Raw genomic sequence first — 16383 nt, forward strand, 5'->3', positions numbered from 1 at the left:
TCACATTGTGTCGCTCCCGTGGTCGCGCGGCTCGCGGGGCGACGTGGCTGATGCGTCAACGGCGCCACACGGGCGCCACACGTAGGGCGTGGTCGTCGAGACCTTCACCAGTCCGGCTCGCTCGAGGATGGGCCGGGAGAACTCCGTCGAGTCGCTGTTGACGAAGACCTTGCCGAGTGCCACGGCCGACCTGGCCCGCTCGGAGGTCAGGGCCCGGTAGATCCCTCGTCCGCGCCAGTCCGGGCGCGTCGCGCCACCCCAGATCCCCGCGAACGCCGTGCCGGCGACCGGTTCGAGACGGCCGGCGCAGACGATCGCCCCGTCGGCCTCGGCCACCCACAGCTCCATGCCGTCGTCTCGGGTCAGACGGAGCAGGAGTGAGTCGGCCACCCGTTCGGCGTCGGCGTGGGTTTCGCCGAAGACCGCGGCCACCATCGACGTCATCGCCCGCACGTCCGGCGGCTCGGTGATCCGCCGCAGGGTGACTCCCGCAGGCAGCGGCACGTCTGCGAGGAGCCGACGGGCTTCCCCGATCATGATCGACTCCGGCTCCTCCGGCTCGAACCCGGCCGCGACCAGCACCTCCGTCAAGCCGGGTGCGTGGTCGTGCGAGCGTGTCTTCCATTCGACGAGCCGGATCTCCGGCTTCGCCGAGAAGTGCGCCAGGCCGGCCGAAACCAGGCCTTCAACCCCGGCGCGGTCGGCTCCCGCCAGGTCCCGGTAGGTGACGAACCCACGCCCGCCGTGGTAGGTGCCGAGCACCAGCGGTCCGTGACGCGCGACGGACAGTGCGCCGGCCAGCTCCGCGTCCGTGCGCAGCTGGTCGTCGTAGGCGGCGAGCAGGGCGGTGCGGTCGAGGGTCATGGGGTCATCCTGACGACCCCAGCCGCCCCTGCGCGACGCGGTATCGGCCAGCCGTGCGAAAAGAACTGGTCCGACGCCTGCCCGTCGGCGAGGCTGGGTCGGTGATCTGGATCTGTGCGACCTGTGGCGTCGAGACGGCAGACAGTGCGGCACCGCCCGGCACGTGCGCCATCTGCGAGGACGAGAGACAGTGGGTGCCGCCGGAGGGACAGCAGTGGACCACGTTGAGCACCTTGCGCGGCCAGGGGACCCGCATCGTCGTCACGAAGGTCGAGCCCCAGCTCTGGGGCCTGACGGCCGAGCCGACGGTGGGGATCGGGCAGCAGACGATGCTCGTCCGGACACCCGAGGGTTCGCTGCTCTTCGACTGTGTCGGTTTCGTGGACGATGCCTCGGTCGAGTTCGTCCTCGGCCTCGGCCCGGTGCTCGCCGTCGCAGCGAGCCACCCGCACATGTACGGCGTCCAGACCGAGTGGGCCACGGCCCTCGGGGCTCCGGTCATCCTCGCGGACCGGGACCGCGAGTGGGTCCGACGCCCCGACCTGGTGGAGTTCTTCGACGACGCCCGCGAGGTGGGCCCGGGGCTGACTCTCCACCGGGTCGGCGGCCACTTCGCCGGGCAGACGGTCGTCGAGTGGCCCGCCGGCAACGGGGGCCGGGGTGTCCTGCTCGCCGGGGACGCGATCTTCCCCAACCCGGACGGCCGGACGGTCAGCTTCATGCGCAGCTACCCCAACCGTCTGCCGTTGTCCGGCACTGTGGTGCAGCGCATCGCTGCGCAGGTGTCGCTGCTGCACTTCGATCGGCTGTACAACAACTTCGGGGCCGTCGTCGCCAGCGATGCGAAGGCGGTGATCCGGTACTCGGCGGACCGCCACACCGCGTGGGTGCGCGGCGACTACGACCACCTCACCTGACGATCGAAAGAGCAGTTCGTGACACGTCGAGTGTCACCAACTGCTCTCTCGATCAGGGGGTACGAACTGAATTTTCGATTCGGGAAAGTGCGAACTGCTCTCTCGATTGTCGGGGGTAGGAAGTGCTCTTTCGATCAGGGGCGTCGCGGCCACCACATCCGGTCGCCGAGGAGCGCGAACAGCGCGGGCACGAGCAGGGTCCGGACGACGAAGGTGTCGACGAGGACGCCGAGCCCGACGATGAGGCCCATCTGGGCCAGCACCATGAGAGGCAGCACGCCCAGTGCGGCGAAGACTGCAGCGAGGACCACTCCGGCGCTCGTGATCACGGTCCCCGTGGCGCCCACCGCCCGGCGCATCCCCTCGACCGTCCCGACCTCGATGGCCTCCTCCCTCGCCCGGTGGACGAGGAAGATCGTGTAGTCGACACCGAGCGCCACCAGGAACATGAAGGCGAGCAGCGGCACGTTGACGTCCAGCCCGGCGAACCCGAGCGCGGCGCTGCCCACCCACGAGCCGAGACCGATCGCCGCGAGGGCGGAGAGCGCGTTCACCGTGAGCAGGACCAGTGGCCCGACCACCGCACCGAGGAGGGCGACGAGCACGAGCAGGACGATGCCGAGAATCACCGGCACGACGACCCGGAGGTCGCGGTCGGCGAACTCGCGGGTGTCGAGCAGGTCAGCGGCCTCGCCGCCGACCTTCGCCTCGGCACCTGCCACCGAGTGCACCGCTGCCCGCAGCGCACGCACGGTCCGCTCCCCCTCGGTCGTCCCCGGTGCGGCCTCCGCCGTGACCGTCAGCCGAGCGAGACCCCCTGAGGCTCCGGCCGGGTGCACCGACACGACCCCGTCCACCTGCCCGGCGACCCCGGCCACCCGGTCGATGGCGGCCTCGTCGGCGATGACGACGAGCGGCGCCGACTCGCCGGACGGGAAGTGGAGGGCGAGGCGCTCGGCGCCGACCTGTGACTCCGTGGCGACGCGGAACTTCTCCGTGGGGGCCAGGCCGACCCTGGTGCCGAACAACGAGGACGCCAGGACGGCGAGGAGCCCGAGGACGACCAGGGTCGTGAGCACCGGTCTGCGCATCGACCGTCCGGCCACCCGACCCCAGAGCGACGGCCCCGGCGCCGGCGCGCCGGGCTGCGGGACGAACGGCCAGAACACTCCCCGGCCCGTGACGGCGAGCGCCGCGGGCAGCACGACGAGGCCGAAGGCGAGCGCCACGAGCAGGCCGATCGCAGCGGCCACTCCCAGCCCGGCGGTCGAGGGCAGTGCGGCGAGCAGCAGTGCGAGGAGGCTGAGGACGACCGTGACGTTGCTCGCGACGACGGCGCCGGCCGTCGAGCACCAGGCCCTGCGCAGGGCCACCCGATGGTCGACCTGGTGCCGCAACTCCTCGCGGTAGCGCGAGATGAGGAGCAGGGCGTAGTTCGTGCCGGCGCCGACGACGAGGACGCTGATGATCCCGGCATCGAACCTCAGGTCCCAGATCTCACCGGCCTGAGCCGCGAGGACCGCCGCGACCTGGTCGGCCAGGGCCACGACGGTGAGCGGCACGAGCCAGAGCGTCGGGGACCGGTAGGTGAGAAGCAGGAGGAGCACCACGGCGGCGATCGTCACGAGGAGCAACGTGAGGTCCGCACCGTCGAACGCGGACGCCACGTCCGCGCCCAGGGCGGGGCCACCGGTGACATGCACCTCCAGGCCCGCGGGTGGCCCGGCCGCCGCCTGTCGCAGCGCGGCGATGGTCACGGCGATCTGGCCGTTCGTGCGGTCGACGTCGACGGGGACCGGGAGCAGAGCGGCACGACCGTCCTCCGCGACGGTCGGCGGCAGACGCGGCGCACCAACCGACGCGCTGATCGTCGGCGCCTGGGCACGGAGCGCCGACACGTCCGCCGGCGTCAGCGGGCCACCGTCCGCGCGAGTCCACAGCACCAGGGCGGGCGCCTGGTCGCCACTGGCGAAGTGGGTCTGCAGGTCCGCGACCTCGCGGGCCTCGGCGCTCGCCGGGAGGGCGCCGGCGGCGCCGCCTCCGACGGGCGGCTCGGTGCGCAGCCCGCCGATGATCCCGGCCGCCACGACCAGCGCAATGAGGAGCGTCGCCCAGGCCCCACGTCGGGAGGTGAGGCGGGAGATCAGGCCGGTCCAGCCGCCGGTTGGGGCGCTGGCGGCGGCGCGGGGGGCGACTGGAGCGGGTGGAGGAGTGCTGGACGAGGAGGTGCGTGTCAGGCTCATGCCTTCACTCTGGGCGCGGTTCGGAGGGATTCCCCTCCATCGAAAGGTGGAACCGATGCGACCGTCCGACGGTCGGTCGATATGTCGTGCAACACCCTTTTGCCGTTCTGGCCCCGTTTCGCGCACCCGGGAGTAGCGTCGGGGAGCACGGGCGCCTCGCAGACTGCGCGCCCACCACAAGGGGAGGAACACCATGCGAAAATCCATGGCCGCGCGTCGAGCGACCTCAGCGACCGTCGTCGGCGTCCTGGCCGTCGCCGGCCTCGGCCTGGCCGCGTCGTCGAGCGCCGCGGAGACGTCCGTCGAGAAGGTCCGGGCGAGTGACATCAGCGCCTGGGACGCGGCGGGCACCGATCCCGTGCCGACCGGCTGGTTCGCACAGGCCGACGACCAGATCGGCGACGGAGCATACGCGCTCGTGGAGTCCTCGGAGGGCGGCGACGGCGACGGCAACCTGCGCCTGACGACCCCGGCGGGCACCGACAAGGCCACCCTCAAGAAGCTGGCTCCCGCCGGGACCGCGCTCGCCGACGTGGCGTCCGGCAGCTACCAGGTCAAGACCACGACCGGGGCTGCACCGGCGTACCAGATCGTCATCGACTGCAACGGCGGGACCTTCGCCGACAGCGGCTTCTCGACCCTCAACCACATCCCGACGCAGGCACCGGCCGACGGCTGGAAGACCTGGGACACCGTCTCCGGCGGCGCCGCGACGTACTGGTCGACCTGGAACATCCTCGACGACGGCACGACCAGCGGCGCGACGGTGCCGGAGGGGAAGACCGTCGCCATCCCGCGCTTCGAGCCCAGGCCGCTGTCGGCCTTCCAGACAGCCTGCGCGGACGGTCTGGCCGTGACGTACGGCGTGAGCGTCGGCCGCGACGAGGCACACGTCGCCGACGTCGACCACGTCGCCTTCAACGGCTCGGAGACCAACTTCCAGGTCGTCACGGTGGAGCGCTTCGCTGGTTCGGACCGGGTCGCCACGGCAGTCGAGGCCTCGCAGGGACTCTTCCCCGACAAGGGTGACCCGGACGCCGCGCACGCCGCGGTCGTGGCCACGGCCAAGGACTTCGCCGACGGGCTCGCCGGCGGGCCACTCGCCGTCGCCGCCGACGGACCGCTGCTGCTCACCAACGCGTCCTTCCTCGACGGCCGGGTCGCCACGGAGCTGCAGCGCCTCCTGGCGGCTGGGTCGCCGGTCTACGTCCTGGGCGGGACCAACGCGCTCAGCGACGAGGTCGAGGCCGGCATCGCCGCTCTGGGGTTCGAGCCGATCCGTCTCGCCGGCGCCACGCGGTTCTCCACCGCCGTGGAGATCGCCAACGAGATCGGCACCCCGGACGCCATCTTCCTCACCTCCGGCACGAACTTCCCCGATGCCCTGAGCGCCAGCCCAGCGGCAGTCCGGGCCGGCGGCGTCCTCCTCCTCACCAGGGACACTGCGATGACGGCCGAGACGCTGGCCTACCTGTCCGAGCACTCGTCGGCAACGCGCTTCGCCATCGGCGGGCCCGCCGCCCAGGCAGCGGGTGCCCTGGTCAGCTCGGCGAACCGCATCGTCGGTGTCAACCGCTTCGACACTGCGGTGCGGACCGCGCAGCGCTTCTTCACGGGCAGCGCGGTCGTCACCTTCGCCTCGGGTCGCGCCTTCCCGGACGCCTTGGGGGGCGGGGCCTTCGCCGGCTTCGTCGACGCGCCGATGCTCCTGGTCGAGCCGAGCTCGGTGCCTGCGGTCCTCGCCGCCTACCTTGACGGGCAGCGCCTCTCGATCGACGGTGCGGCGCTCTTCGGAGGAACCGCAGCCGTGTCCACCTCCGTCGAGAACGCCCTGACGGCAGCGTTGAACTGAACGACGGTCGTGCCGGTCGGTGCTCTCGAGCGCCGGCCGGCACTGCTGTGCCCACAGTCGGGTCGCCAGCGTGCCAGGTCAGCGGCCAGCGGCCACCTGGTCCGTCAACGCGGCCCTCGCGCCGACCATCGCCGGTCCGTACCAGGTGAGGAGCCGCCCGCTGCACAGGGCGGTCGCGGTCCGGGTGAAGGCCTCGGGCCCGTCATCGGACGTGAAGACGTAGGGCTCATCGGGCAGGAGCACGATGTCGATCTCCGACCGGTCGAGTTCGGCCAGCTCGACGTGCGGGTACCGGTCGCCGCCTCCGTCGAAGACGTTCCGCCAGCCGAGCCGGGCGACGAGGTCCCCGGTGTAGGTGTTGCTGCCGACCACCATCCACGGGTCGCGCCAGATCGCGATCGCCACGTCGAGCCGGGGCTCGGGCACGGGGCCGGACCACTCCTCCCGGGCCGCGCGCAGCCAGTCGGGGACTCCCGTCCGCAGCACGCCGGCGAACAGCCGCTCGAGCGAGTCGAGGGCACCTGGGATCGTCACGATGTCCGTGACGTAGACCGGGACGCCGCTCTCCCGGAGGCGGCGGACGTCGATCTCGCGGTTCTCCTCCTTGTTGGCGAGAACGAGGTCGGGCTGGAGCGCCCGGATCGCCGTGAGGTCCGGGTTCTTCGTCCCGCGGACCCGCGGCACGTCGAGGTCCGAGGGATGCGTGCACCAGTCCGTCGCCCCCACGAGCAGGTCCGGCGCAGAGACCGCGACCGCCTCGGTGATGGAGGGGACGAGCGAGACGAGGCGCCTCAGGCTGGAAGCCAGCTCAGCGGCATACCCCAGGTCGTCGAGGACGGTACGAGAGCTCACCATGCGGGCCTTTCGGGGGGCACTCGGGGGGCGCAGGCCGCCTGCGGCCGTGAGCCCCCGAGCGTTCATACGTTGCGGCGGTACTGGCCACCGACCTCGAAGAAGGCCTCGGTCACCTGCTGGAGCGAACACACCCGGGCCGCCCGCATGAGCACGTCGAAGACGTTTCCGCCCTCGATGGCCACCTGCCTGAGCTCTTCGAGCGCCACCTTCGCCTCGTCCGCGTGGGCCTGCTGGAAGGCGCGCACCCGGGCGAGCTGGCTCTGCTTCTCCTCCTCCGTGCCGCGGGCCAGCTCGATCGTCTTCGGCTCCTCGTCGTCGGCGTGCGGGTTGCGGAAGGTGTTGACGCCGATGATCGGCAGGGAGCCGTCGTGCTTGCGGTGCTCGTAGAGCATCGACTCGTCCTGGATCCGGCCCCGCTGGTAGCCGGTCTCCATCGCCCCGAGGACGCCGCCACGCTCGGTGATCTTGTCGAACTCCCGCAGCACCGCCGCCTCGACGAGGTCAGTCAGCTCGTCGACGATGAACGAGCCCTGGAGCGGGTTCTCGTTGATCGCCAGGCCCCACTCACGGTTGATGATGAGCTGGATCGCGAGCGCCCGGCGAACCGAGTCCTCGGTCGGGGTCGTGACCGCCTCGTCGTAGGCGTTGGTGTGCAGCGAGTTGGCGTTGTCGTAGATCGCACACAGGGCCTGCAGCGTCGTGCGGATGTCGTTGAACTGCATCTCCTGCGCGTGCAGCGACCGACCCGACGTCTGGACGTGGTACTTCAGCTTCTGCGAACGGTCGTTGGCGCCGTACTTCTCCTTCATCGCCACGGCCCAGATCCGCCGGGCGACCCGGCCGAGCACGGTGTACTCGGGGTCCATGCCGTTGCTGAAGAAGAAGGACAGGTTGGGGGCGAAGTCGTCGATGCTCATCCCGCGCGCGAGGTAGCTCTCGACGTAGGTGAAGCCGTTGGCCAGGGTGAAGGCGAGCTGGCTGATCGGGTTCGCGCCCGCCTCGGCGATGTGGTAGCCGGAGATCGACACCGAGTAGAAGTTGCGCACGTGGTGCTCGATGAACCACTGCTGGATGTCGGCCATCATCTTCAGCGAGAACTCGGTGCTGAAGATGCAGGTGTTCTGCCCCTGGTCCTCCTTGAGGATGTCGGCCTGCACGGTGCCGCGGACGTTGGCGAGGGCGAAGGCGCGGATCTCCTCCGTCTCGGCGCCGCTCGGCTCCCGACCCTCCCGCTCGCGGAACCTGTCGAGCTGCTGGTCGATGGCCGTGTTGAGGAAGAACGCGAGGATCGTCGGGGCGGGGCCGTTGATCGTCATCGAGACCGACGTGGTGGGCGACACGAGGTCGAAGCCGTCGTAGAGCGCCTTCATGTCGTCGAGGGTCGCGATGGAGACGCCCGACGTGCCGACCTTGCCGTAGACGTCGGGCCGCGGGTCGGGGTCGCGACCGTAGAGCGTCACCGAGTCGAACGCCGTGGACAGGCGCGTCGCCGGCTGGCCCTCCGAGAGCAGCTTGAACCGGCGGTTCGTCCGGAACGGATCGCCCTCGCCGGCGAACATCCGTGCCGGGTCCTCCCCCTCGCGCTTGAACGGGAAGACGCCCGCGGTGAAGGGGTAGTAGCCGGGCAGGTTCTCGCGACGGAGGAAGGAGACGAGCTCGCCGTGGTCGGAGTAGCGCGGCAGCGCCACCCGCGGGATCTTGTTGCCGGAGAGCGACTCTCGGGTCAGGACGTTGCGGATCTCCTTGTCCCGGATGGTGATGACCTGCTCGTCGCCGGAGTAGGCCTCGACGATCCGCGGCCAGCCGGCGAGCTGGTCGGCCACCTCGGACGGCAGCTCGCGGCGGGCCGCGTCCAGGAGCTGCTCGACCGGCGCGGCCTCCGAACCGGCGGCGGCCAGCTCGTCACGCACGGCTTCAAGCCGCTGGACCCGCGCGGCCTGTGCTGCGAGCTCCTCCGTGGTGGAGTGGTAGTCGCGCACCGTCTCGCTGATCTCCGCGAGGTAGCGCACCCGGGAGGACGGGACGACCGTGGCGATGCGGGTGGACTGCTTCGTCGAGACGGCGGGCAGGGCGCCCTCCTCGACCGGCACGCCCTTCTCGGCGAGGAGGCCCCGCAGCTCCTGGTAGAGGGCCGTGACGCCGTCGTCGTTGAACGTCGCCGCGCTCGTCCCGAAGACGGGCATGTCGCCGGGGCCCCGGCCGAAGGCCTCGCGGTTGCGGACCAGCTGCCGGCCCACGTCGCGCAGGGCGTCCTCGGCCCCGCGGCGCTCGAACTTGTTGATGGCCACGACGTCGGCCCGGTCGAGCATGTCGATCTTCTCGAGCTGGCTGCTCGCGCCGAACTCTGGCGTCATGACATAGAGCGACACGTCGGCGTAGTCGACGATCGCCGCGTCGCCCTGGCCGATGCCCGGTGTCTCGAGGATGACGAGGTCGAAGCCGGCGGACTTGGTGATGGCGATGACGTCGGCGAGATTGGCCGGGACCTGGCTGTGCCCGCGGGTCGCCAGGCTGCGGAAGAAGGCCCGGTCGCCGTCGAGCGAGGACATCCGGATCCGGTCGCCGAGCAGGGCCCCGCCGCCCCGGCTGCGGGTCGGATCGATGGCGAGGATGGCGACGCGCAGCTTGTCCTGCTGGTCGAGGCGCAGGCGGCGGACCAGCTCGTCGGTGAGCGAGCTCTTGCCCGACCCGCCCGTGCCGGTGATGCCGAGGACGGGAACCTGGCGTCGTGAGGCGGCCTCACGGATCGCCTCGAGCGTGCCCGAGTCGAGGTCGCCCTCCTGCGCGCCGGTGATGGCGCGGGCCACGGCGGCCCGTTCTCCTGCGAGCACGGCGTCGAGGCCGGCCGCGCGCACGTCCCACGGGTCGAAGTCGCAGTCCTTGATGATGGTGTTGATCATCCCGGCCAGGCCGAGCCGCTGCCCGTCCTCGGGGCTGAAGATCGTGACGCCGCTGCTGCGGAGTCGGGCGATCTCCTCGGGCACGATGACACCGCCGCCGCCGCCGACGACGCGGATGTGCTCTGCGCCGTTCTCCTTGAGGAGCTCGACGAGGTACTCGAAGTACTCGACGTGGCCGCCCTGGTAGGACGACACGGCGATGCCCTGGACGTCCTCCTCGATCGCCGCGTCGACGACCTCCTGCACGGAGCGGTTGTGGCCGAGGTGGATCACCTCGGCGCCCTGGCTCTGCATGATCCGCCGCATGATGTTGATCGATGCGTCGTGCCCGTCGAAGAGGCTCGAGGCGGTGACGATGCGGACGTGGTGAGCCGGCTGGTGCAGCTCGGGCTTCGGGTTGCTCACGAGGGGCCTCCGGACAGGGTGCGGCGGTGCGACGGTGCGGCACTGATGGGAAAATAGTAGGACTTCCAACTAATGGACGTCAACGCGTCGACCGTCCTACGATGTCGGCATGACAGGTGAAGCCACGCGCGGGCTCGAGTTCGACCCGATCGAGCAGGCCCGTACCCAATGGGTCGAGTCAGGCTGGGCCGACGCTGCCGCCGGGATGGCCGCCGTCACCTCGCTCATGCGCGCCCACCAGATCGTCCTCGCGCGCGTCGAGGCCACGCTCAAGCCCCTCGGCGTGACGTTCGCCCGTTACGAGGTGCTCATGCTGCTGTGGTTCAGCAAGCGTGGGTCGCTGCCGATGAAGATCATCGGCTCACGCCTGCAGGTCCACCCGACGAGCGTGACCAACGCCGTCGACCGGCTCGAGGACGCGGGCCTCGTGACGCGCTCGACCCACCCGGAGGACCGGCGCGCCTACCTCGTCGCGCTCACCTCCACGGGCCGCGAGCTCGCCGAACGGGCCACGAAGGCGCTCAACACCGAGGTCTTCGAGCAGCCGGGCCTCTCCGGACGCGACCTGCGCACGCTCGTCGACGTGCTGACCCGCCTCCGTCGCAGCGCGGGCGACTTCTAGCCGCGCTCGTCAGAGCCGGGCGTATGCCGCTGGGCTCGCTCGCGTTCGCGCGCCCCCATCGCGAGCGGCGGGGTGGGTGGACGACGAGCCGGCCCAGCGGCATACGGCATGGCGTTGGCGGCGAACCGCTCACTCCCCCGCGGGGCGGACGAGCGGGAGACGGACCCGGAACACGGTCCGGCCCGGGGCACTGTCGACCGAGATGTCGCCGCCGTGCCGGTCGACGACGATCCGGCGCGCGATGTCGAGGCCGAGGCCGGTGCCACTGCCGACCTGCTTCGTCGTGAAGAACGCCTCGAAGGCGCGCTCGACCACGTCGGCGGGCATCCCGACCCCCGTGTCCGAGATCTCGACGACCAGCCCGTCCCCGCCCGTCTCCGGACGAGCCGTGATCCCGAGGGTGCCCGACCCGGACATGGCGTCAACCGCGTTGTCGATCAGGTTGGTCCAGACCTGGTTCAGCTCGCCGGGGTGCGCGTCCACCCTCGGCAGGTCGTCGGAGTAGTCGCGGACCACCGCGACCCCATCGCCCTCGCGGAAGCGGGGGCCGAGGACGACGAGCGTGCTCTCGAGCCCGTCGCGCACGTCGACCTGCTGCCGGCCGGCGCGGTCCATCTGGGTGTAGGAGCGGACCGCGGCGACGATCCCCGAGACCCGGCGGGTCGACTCCTGCATCTCGTCCAGGAGGGAGGTGACGGACACGGTTGTGGCCACCCACTCGAGCCCCGAGGCCAGCGCGTCGCGGCCGACGATCCCGAGCGCCCGCTCGCACCACGACACGTCGGCACCCGACGAGGCCAACGCCGCGGCGACCGCCCACGGACGCGCGACGGAGTGATCCCCGAGCCACTCCCCCAGCGCCTCTTCCTCGTCCGCGAGCGCCACCGCGTCGTGCCGTGGCAGCCGGGGGCCCAGGTTGCGGCGCAGCTCGTCGAGCTCGACGAACTGCTCCGGAGTGAGGTTGTTCGCGAGGCCACGGATCGAGTCGATCAGCCGCGGCAGCTCCCCGGACAGCACCTCGGCAGCGCGGGCCGCCGCTGATGCGGGGTTGTTCAGCTCATGGGCGAGCCCGGCCGACAGGGTGCCGAGCGTGATGAGCGAGCCGCGTTGGCGCACCATCGACTCGATCGAGCGCGCGGTGACCATGATGCCCTCGATGAGGCGTCCGCCCAGCGGGAACCACTCCTGGGTCAGCTCACGCAGGTCCGTGGCCGCGACGCGCAGGAGCCGACCGGATGCGACGACCTGCCCCGTGGCGAGGTAGACGCCCGCCTGGTCCCACGCGCGAAAGCCTCCGGCCCACTGCCCGGGCGTGCGCATGTGGCTGACGACGACGCGCTCGTGGCCGACTCTGCGAGTCAGCTCGATCTCGCCCTCCAGCAGGACCCACCAGTGGTCGGCATGCTCACCCTCCCGCCAGGCGACGGCCCCGGGCTCGACGAGCACGTCCTCCGCAGCTGCGAGGAGCTGGGCCAGCTGGGAGGCCGCCAGTCCCTCGAAGATCGGCAGGTCGCGCAGCTCGAGTCCAGTGGCCATTTCGCTCCTAGACCGTTGCGAGGTAGCGGTGGACGAGGTGCACTGCCATCGCACCCTCACCCACGGCGGAGGCCACCCGCTTCATCGAGTCGAGGCGGGCGTCGCCCGCGGCGAACACCCCCGGCACGCTCGTCTCCAGGGCGAGCGGGGCACGCTCCAGAGGCCAGGGGTGGGCGCGGCTGCTGAACCTCGGGCCCGTCAGGTCGGTGCCCGTCACGATGAACCCGGCCGGATCGCGGGTGATGTCCTCCCCGAGCCAGTCGGTCCGTGGCGAGGCGCCGATGAAGATGAACAGCCAGTTGGTGTCGACCTCCTCAGCGGCACCCCGGTCGCCGGGGTCACCCTGGTCGCTCGACCGGGGGCGCGCGAGGGTGAGCGCCTCAAGGTGGCCGTCCCCGCGGGCGGCAGCCACCTCGGTGCGGAAGCGCACCATGATGTTCGCCGTCTGGTCGATGCGCTCGATGAGGTAGCGCGACATGCTCTCCGCGAGGGAGCCCGAGCGGACGAGCAGCGTCACCCGCTCGGCGAACCGGGCGAGGTTGAGGGCCGCCTGACCGGCCGAGTTGGCGGCGCCCACGACGTACACCTCCTCGCCTCGGCACTGGCTGGCCTCGCTCGCCGTCGCGCCGTAGTAGACGCCCCGGCCGGTGAAGGCGTCGAGCCCCGGTGCGGGAAGCCTCCGGTAGGAGACACCCGTCGCGACGATGAGGGCCCGGGCCTCGACATCGTCGGCGCCCTCGATGCGCACGGCCTGCACCGATCCCCTCGTCTCGCGACCCACGACGTCGCGCGCCACGACCATCTCGGCCCCGAAGCGAACGACCTGGGCCACCGCTCGCTGGGCGAGGTCGGAGCCGGTGAGGCCGCGCGGAAAACCGAGGTAGTTCTCGATGGCGGCACTCTGGCCCGCCTGGCCGCCCGGCGCCTCCCGCTCGACGATCACCGTGTCGAGCCCCTCGGAGGCCGCGTAGACCGCCGCGGCCAGGCCGGCCGGTCCGCCGCCGACGATGCAGACGTCGTAGAGCGGGCGCTCGGCGCGAGTGCGCAGCCCGAGCGTGTTGGCGACGTCCACGGTGGTGGGGTTTCGCAAGGCGTCCCGGCCGGGCGCGAGGACGATCGGCAGGTCCGAGTCGGCGGCACCTGCGATGGTGGCGAGCCGCTGCGCCTCGGCATCGCGCTCGACGTCGTACCAGCGATAGGGGACGTGGTTGCGCGCGAGGAAGGTCTTGATCTCGTGGCTGCGGTCCGACCAGCGGTGACCGACGACACGGACGTCCGTGGAGTGATCCGGATGCTGCTGCCCCCAGTCGCCGAGCAGGTCGTCGAGCACGGGGTAGAGCCGCTCCTCCGGTGGGTCCCACGGCTTCAGCAGGTAGTAGTCGAGGCCGATGTCGTTGATCGCCCGGATCGCGACGTCGGTGTCGGCGTAGGCCGTCAGCAACAGCCGCTTCGCCTCCGGCGCGTGGGTGCTGGCCTGCTCGAGCAGCTCGATGCCGGTCATGCCCGGCATGCGCTGGTCGGAGGCGATCAAGGCGACCGGCTGGCCGCGGAGCGCAAGCGTGGTGAGGACGTCGAGCGCCTCGGCGCCCGAGGTCGTCCGGATGACCCGGTAGTGGTCGGCGTACCGACTGCGCAGGTCGCGGGTGATCGCAGCCGACACGGCCGGGTCGTCGTCGACCGTCAGGATGGCAGGTTTGGGCATCCACCCTCCCAGATCCGCCCCCGGACCCAGCTTCGGGCAACGTGGAGGGGCCGATGTTGCGGTCAGCGTAGTTGCGAACTCGACCGCCGTCCGGGAAACCGCGGAACCTCCGAGTGAGTCCCTGACGGCGAGCAGGCGCGCCGCGTCAGCGCTCCTGCCGCGCCGACCCGTCCGCTGTGACGGGGAAGAGCTCAGGCTCGCGCAAGCCGCAGTCGGAGAACGCCGCTGCCACCGCCTCACTGACCTCGTCGAGCAGGTCGGTTCGCACGATGGCGATGGCCGAGCCACCGAAGCCCCCGCCGGTCATCCTCGCCGCGAGCGCCCCCCTGGCGCGCGCCGTGTCGACGGCGGTGTCGAGCTCCGCGCAGGAGATCTCGAAGTCGTCGCGCATCGAGGCGTGCGACGCGTCGAAGAGGGCGGTCAGCGCGGCGAAGCCGTCGGACTCGAGCGCCGCGACCGTCCGGGTGACCCGGTCGACCTCGGTGACGACGTGCCGGACACGCCGGCGCAGCACCTCGCTCGACAGTCGTGGCAGGACGCGCTCGAGGTCGGGGGGACGCAGCTCGCGCAGGGACCCGAGCCCCAGCTCGGCCACCGCGGCCAGGCACTCCTCGCGCCGGTTGCCGTACTGCCCGTCGTCGAGGGAGTGCTCGGCGCGGGTGTTCATGACCAGGAGCGCCAGGTCGTGCGCCGCCAGGTCGAACGGCACGTGGACGGGTGGCCGGTCGCCGTCGAAGTCGAGCAGCAGCGCCTCGTCGGCACGGGCGAGCAGCGCGGCCGACTGGTCCATGCCCCCGGTCGGGGCGCCCGCCACGTCGTTCTCGGCCCGGACGCAGACCCCTGCGAGCCGGCGGCGCCCGTCGTCGCCGTCGAGGCCCTCGAGGGCGAAGAGGTCGACCGCTGCGACGGCGACCGCGCACTCCAGGGCGGCGGAGCTCGAGAGCCCGGAGCCGAGCGGCACCCGGCCGTCCACCACGACGTCGAGGCCCCGGACCTCATGACCGGCCTGCTCGAGGGCCCAGAGGACGCCGACGGCGTAGGCCGCCCACCCACCCCGGTTGCCCTCGAGGAGCCCGTCGAGGGCGATGGTCCGCTCCCCCGGGACCTGCCGGGAGAGGATCCGCATCCTGCGGTCCTCGCGCCGGGCGGCGGCCACCCAGGTGCGGCGCGGGATCGCCATGGGAAGGCAGAGCCCTCGGTTGTAGTCGGTGTGCTCGCCGATGAGGTTGACCCGGCCGGGCGCGGACCAGACCCCGCTCGGCTCCCGTCCGAAGGCGTCCCGGAACGTGTCCCCGAGCTCGGCCGGAATGGTCGTCGGATCGGCGCTCATGCGTCGGCCAGGTCGCGCAGGCGGGCCGCCACCGACTCGGGCGCGACGTCGGTCACCCACCCGCCGACCCCGGACTCCGAGCCGGCGAGGTACTTGAGCTTTCCGGGAGCGCGCAGGATGGAGGTGATCTGCAGGCTGAGCCGCCAGTCCTCGCGGCCATCGTGGACCGGCGCCTGGTGCCAGCCGGCGATGTAGGGCAGCGGGATCGGTGCCGCATCAGGTCCGTCGGCAACCACCGGTGCCGCGTGGAACAGGTCGAGGCGACGGAGCAGCTGCGGGTAGACCTGCGCGAAGTCGGCGCGCTCCGGGCTGTCGAGCGAGGGCAGGTCGGGCACGGCCCGGTTGGGCACGAGGTGCACCTCGACGGGCCAGCGTGAGGCGAAGGGCGCATAGGCCGTCCAGTGCTCCGATCGCAGGACGACCCGCGACCCCGCGGCCAGCTCGGCGGCGAGGACGTCGGAGCCGAGCAGCCGGCCGGTCGCCGCCCGGTGCTCCCGGGCCCGCTCGAGCATGGCGCGAGTGCGCGCGGGCACGTAGGGGTAGGCGTAGATCTGGCCGTGCGGGTGGTGCAGGGTCACGCCGATCTCCGGGCCACGGTTCTCGAAGCAGAAGACGTACTCGACGCCGGCGAGCCGGCCCAGCTCCTCCGTCCGGTCGCACCAGGCCTCGAGGACTGTGGCGACCCGGGCAGGCGGCAGCTGCGCGAACTGTCCATCGTGGTCGCTGGTGAAGCACACGACCTCGCACCGGCCGCGCGCCGGGACCGTCGCGAAGAGCGGCTCCGGGACCGCCGACCCGAGGAGGTCCGCGGCTCCCTCGGAGAAGCTGGGGAACCGGTTCTCGAAGACGACCACGTCATAGGCAGGGTCCGGCACCTCGCTCGGCACCGACCCGCGGCCCGTAGGACACAGGGGACACTCGTCCGGCGGCGGCAGGAAGGTCCGGTTCTGACGGTGGCTCGCGACGGCCACCCACTCCCCCGTCAGGGCGTCGAACCGCATCTCGCCGGCCTCGGCTCGCGGCCCCAGCGGGCGCTCGTCCCGCAGGGGCGACCGCGCCTGGGTCACGTCGTCGAAGTAGATGATCTCGCGACCGTCTGCCAGCCTCGCGCTCGTTCGCCGCATCTCCCGCGCCACCTGGTCCCTCGTCTTCCACCG

At 71.7% G+C, this 16383-nt stretch carries 11 protein-coding genes; 3 read left to right on the forward strand and 8 right to left on the reverse strand.

Translation table 11 applies throughout. The features are described 5' to 3' along the window. Entirely contained in the window at positions 1–864 is an 864-nt protein-coding gene (locus tag INTCA_RS14155; RefSeq protein ID WP_013493613.1) for a GNAT family N-acetyltransferase, read from the reverse strand. 101 nt (positions 865–965) lie between these two features. On the opposite strand from INTCA_RS14155, the gene INTCA_RS14160 reads away from it, so the two are divergent. Then, positions 966–1781, forward strand: coding sequence for an MBL fold metallo-hydrolase (locus INTCA_RS14160; protein WP_013493614.1), 816 nt, complete (start codon positions 966–968; stop codon positions 1779–1781). 134 nt (positions 1782–1915) lie between these two features. Here the strand turns inward: INTCA_RS14160 and INTCA_RS14165 are convergent, their stop codons facing one another. Further along, the gene (locus tag INTCA_RS14165; RefSeq protein WP_013493615.1) at positions 1916–4024 is read right to left on the reverse strand and encodes an MMPL family transporter; all 2109 of its coding nucleotides are present in this window, start codon (positions 4022–4024) and stop codon (positions 1916–1918) included. Positions 4025–4229: 205 nt separating this feature from the next. Between INTCA_RS14165 and INTCA_RS14170 the strand changes: the two genes are divergently transcribed. Next, positions 4230–5876, forward strand: a complete 1647-nt coding sequence (locus tag INTCA_RS14170; protein ID WP_041307767.1) for a cell wall-binding repeat-containing protein — start codon at positions 4230–4232, stop codon at positions 5874–5876. A 78-nt stretch (positions 5877–5954) separates the two neighbouring features. Here the strand turns inward: INTCA_RS14170 and INTCA_RS14175 are convergent, their stop codons facing one another. Next, positions 5955–6731 carry a helical backbone metal receptor gene (locus tag INTCA_RS14175; protein ID WP_013493617.1) on the reverse strand — a complete coding sequence of 259 codons (777 nt, stop codon included), beginning with the start codon at positions 6729–6731 and terminating at the stop codon, positions 5955–5957. Between the two features lie 62 nt (positions 6732–6793). Then, on the reverse strand, positions 6794–10036 hold the full coding sequence (gene icmF, locus INTCA_RS14180; RefSeq protein WP_013493618.1) for a fused isobutyryl-CoA mutase/GTPase IcmF: 3243 nt from the start codon (positions 10034–10036) through the stop codon (positions 6794–6796). A gap of 109 nt (positions 10037–10145) precedes the next feature. Between icmF and INTCA_RS14185 the strand changes: the two genes are divergently transcribed. Then, positions 10146–10658 (forward strand): MarR family winged helix-turn-helix transcriptional regulator, encoded by a 513-nt coding sequence (locus INTCA_RS14185; protein ID WP_013493619.1) that lies wholly within the window; start codon positions 10146–10148, stop codon positions 10656–10658. A 129-nt stretch (positions 10659–10787) separates the two neighbouring features. Here INTCA_RS14185 and INTCA_RS14190 read toward each other — a convergent pair whose 3' ends face one another. The 4 genes from INTCA_RS14190 to galT form a co-directional block, all read right to left on the reverse strand. After that, on the reverse strand, positions 10788–12194 hold the full coding sequence (locus INTCA_RS14190; RefSeq protein ID WP_013493620.1) for a sensor histidine kinase: 1407 nt from the start codon (positions 12192–12194) through the stop codon (positions 10788–10790). Positions 12195–12201: 7 nt separating this feature from the next. Beyond that, the gene (locus INTCA_RS14195) at positions 12202–13896 is read right to left on the reverse strand and encodes an NAD(P)/FAD-dependent oxidoreductase (RefSeq protein ID WP_013493621.1); all 1695 of its coding nucleotides are present in this window, start codon (positions 13894–13896) and stop codon (positions 12202–12204) included. Between the two features lie 145 nt (positions 13897–14041). Continuing rightward, positions 14042–15226, reverse strand: coding sequence for a galactokinase (gene galK / locus INTCA_RS14200; protein WP_013493622.1), 1185 nt, complete (start codon positions 15224–15226; stop codon positions 14042–14044). Beyond that, a complete protein-coding gene (galT, locus tag INTCA_RS14205) occupies positions 15223–16350 on the reverse strand; it encodes a galactose-1-phosphate uridylyltransferase (RefSeq protein ID WP_013493623.1) in 1128 nt (375 codons plus the stop codon). Before galT ends, galK begins: the two co-directional genes overlap by 4 nt. Positions 16351–16383 lie beyond the last annotated feature (33 nt).

It is taken from the genome of Intrasporangium calvum DSM 43043 (assembly GCF_000184685.1).
Lineage (GTDB): Bacteria > Actinomycetota > Actinomycetes > Actinomycetales > Dermatophilaceae > Intrasporangium > Intrasporangium calvum.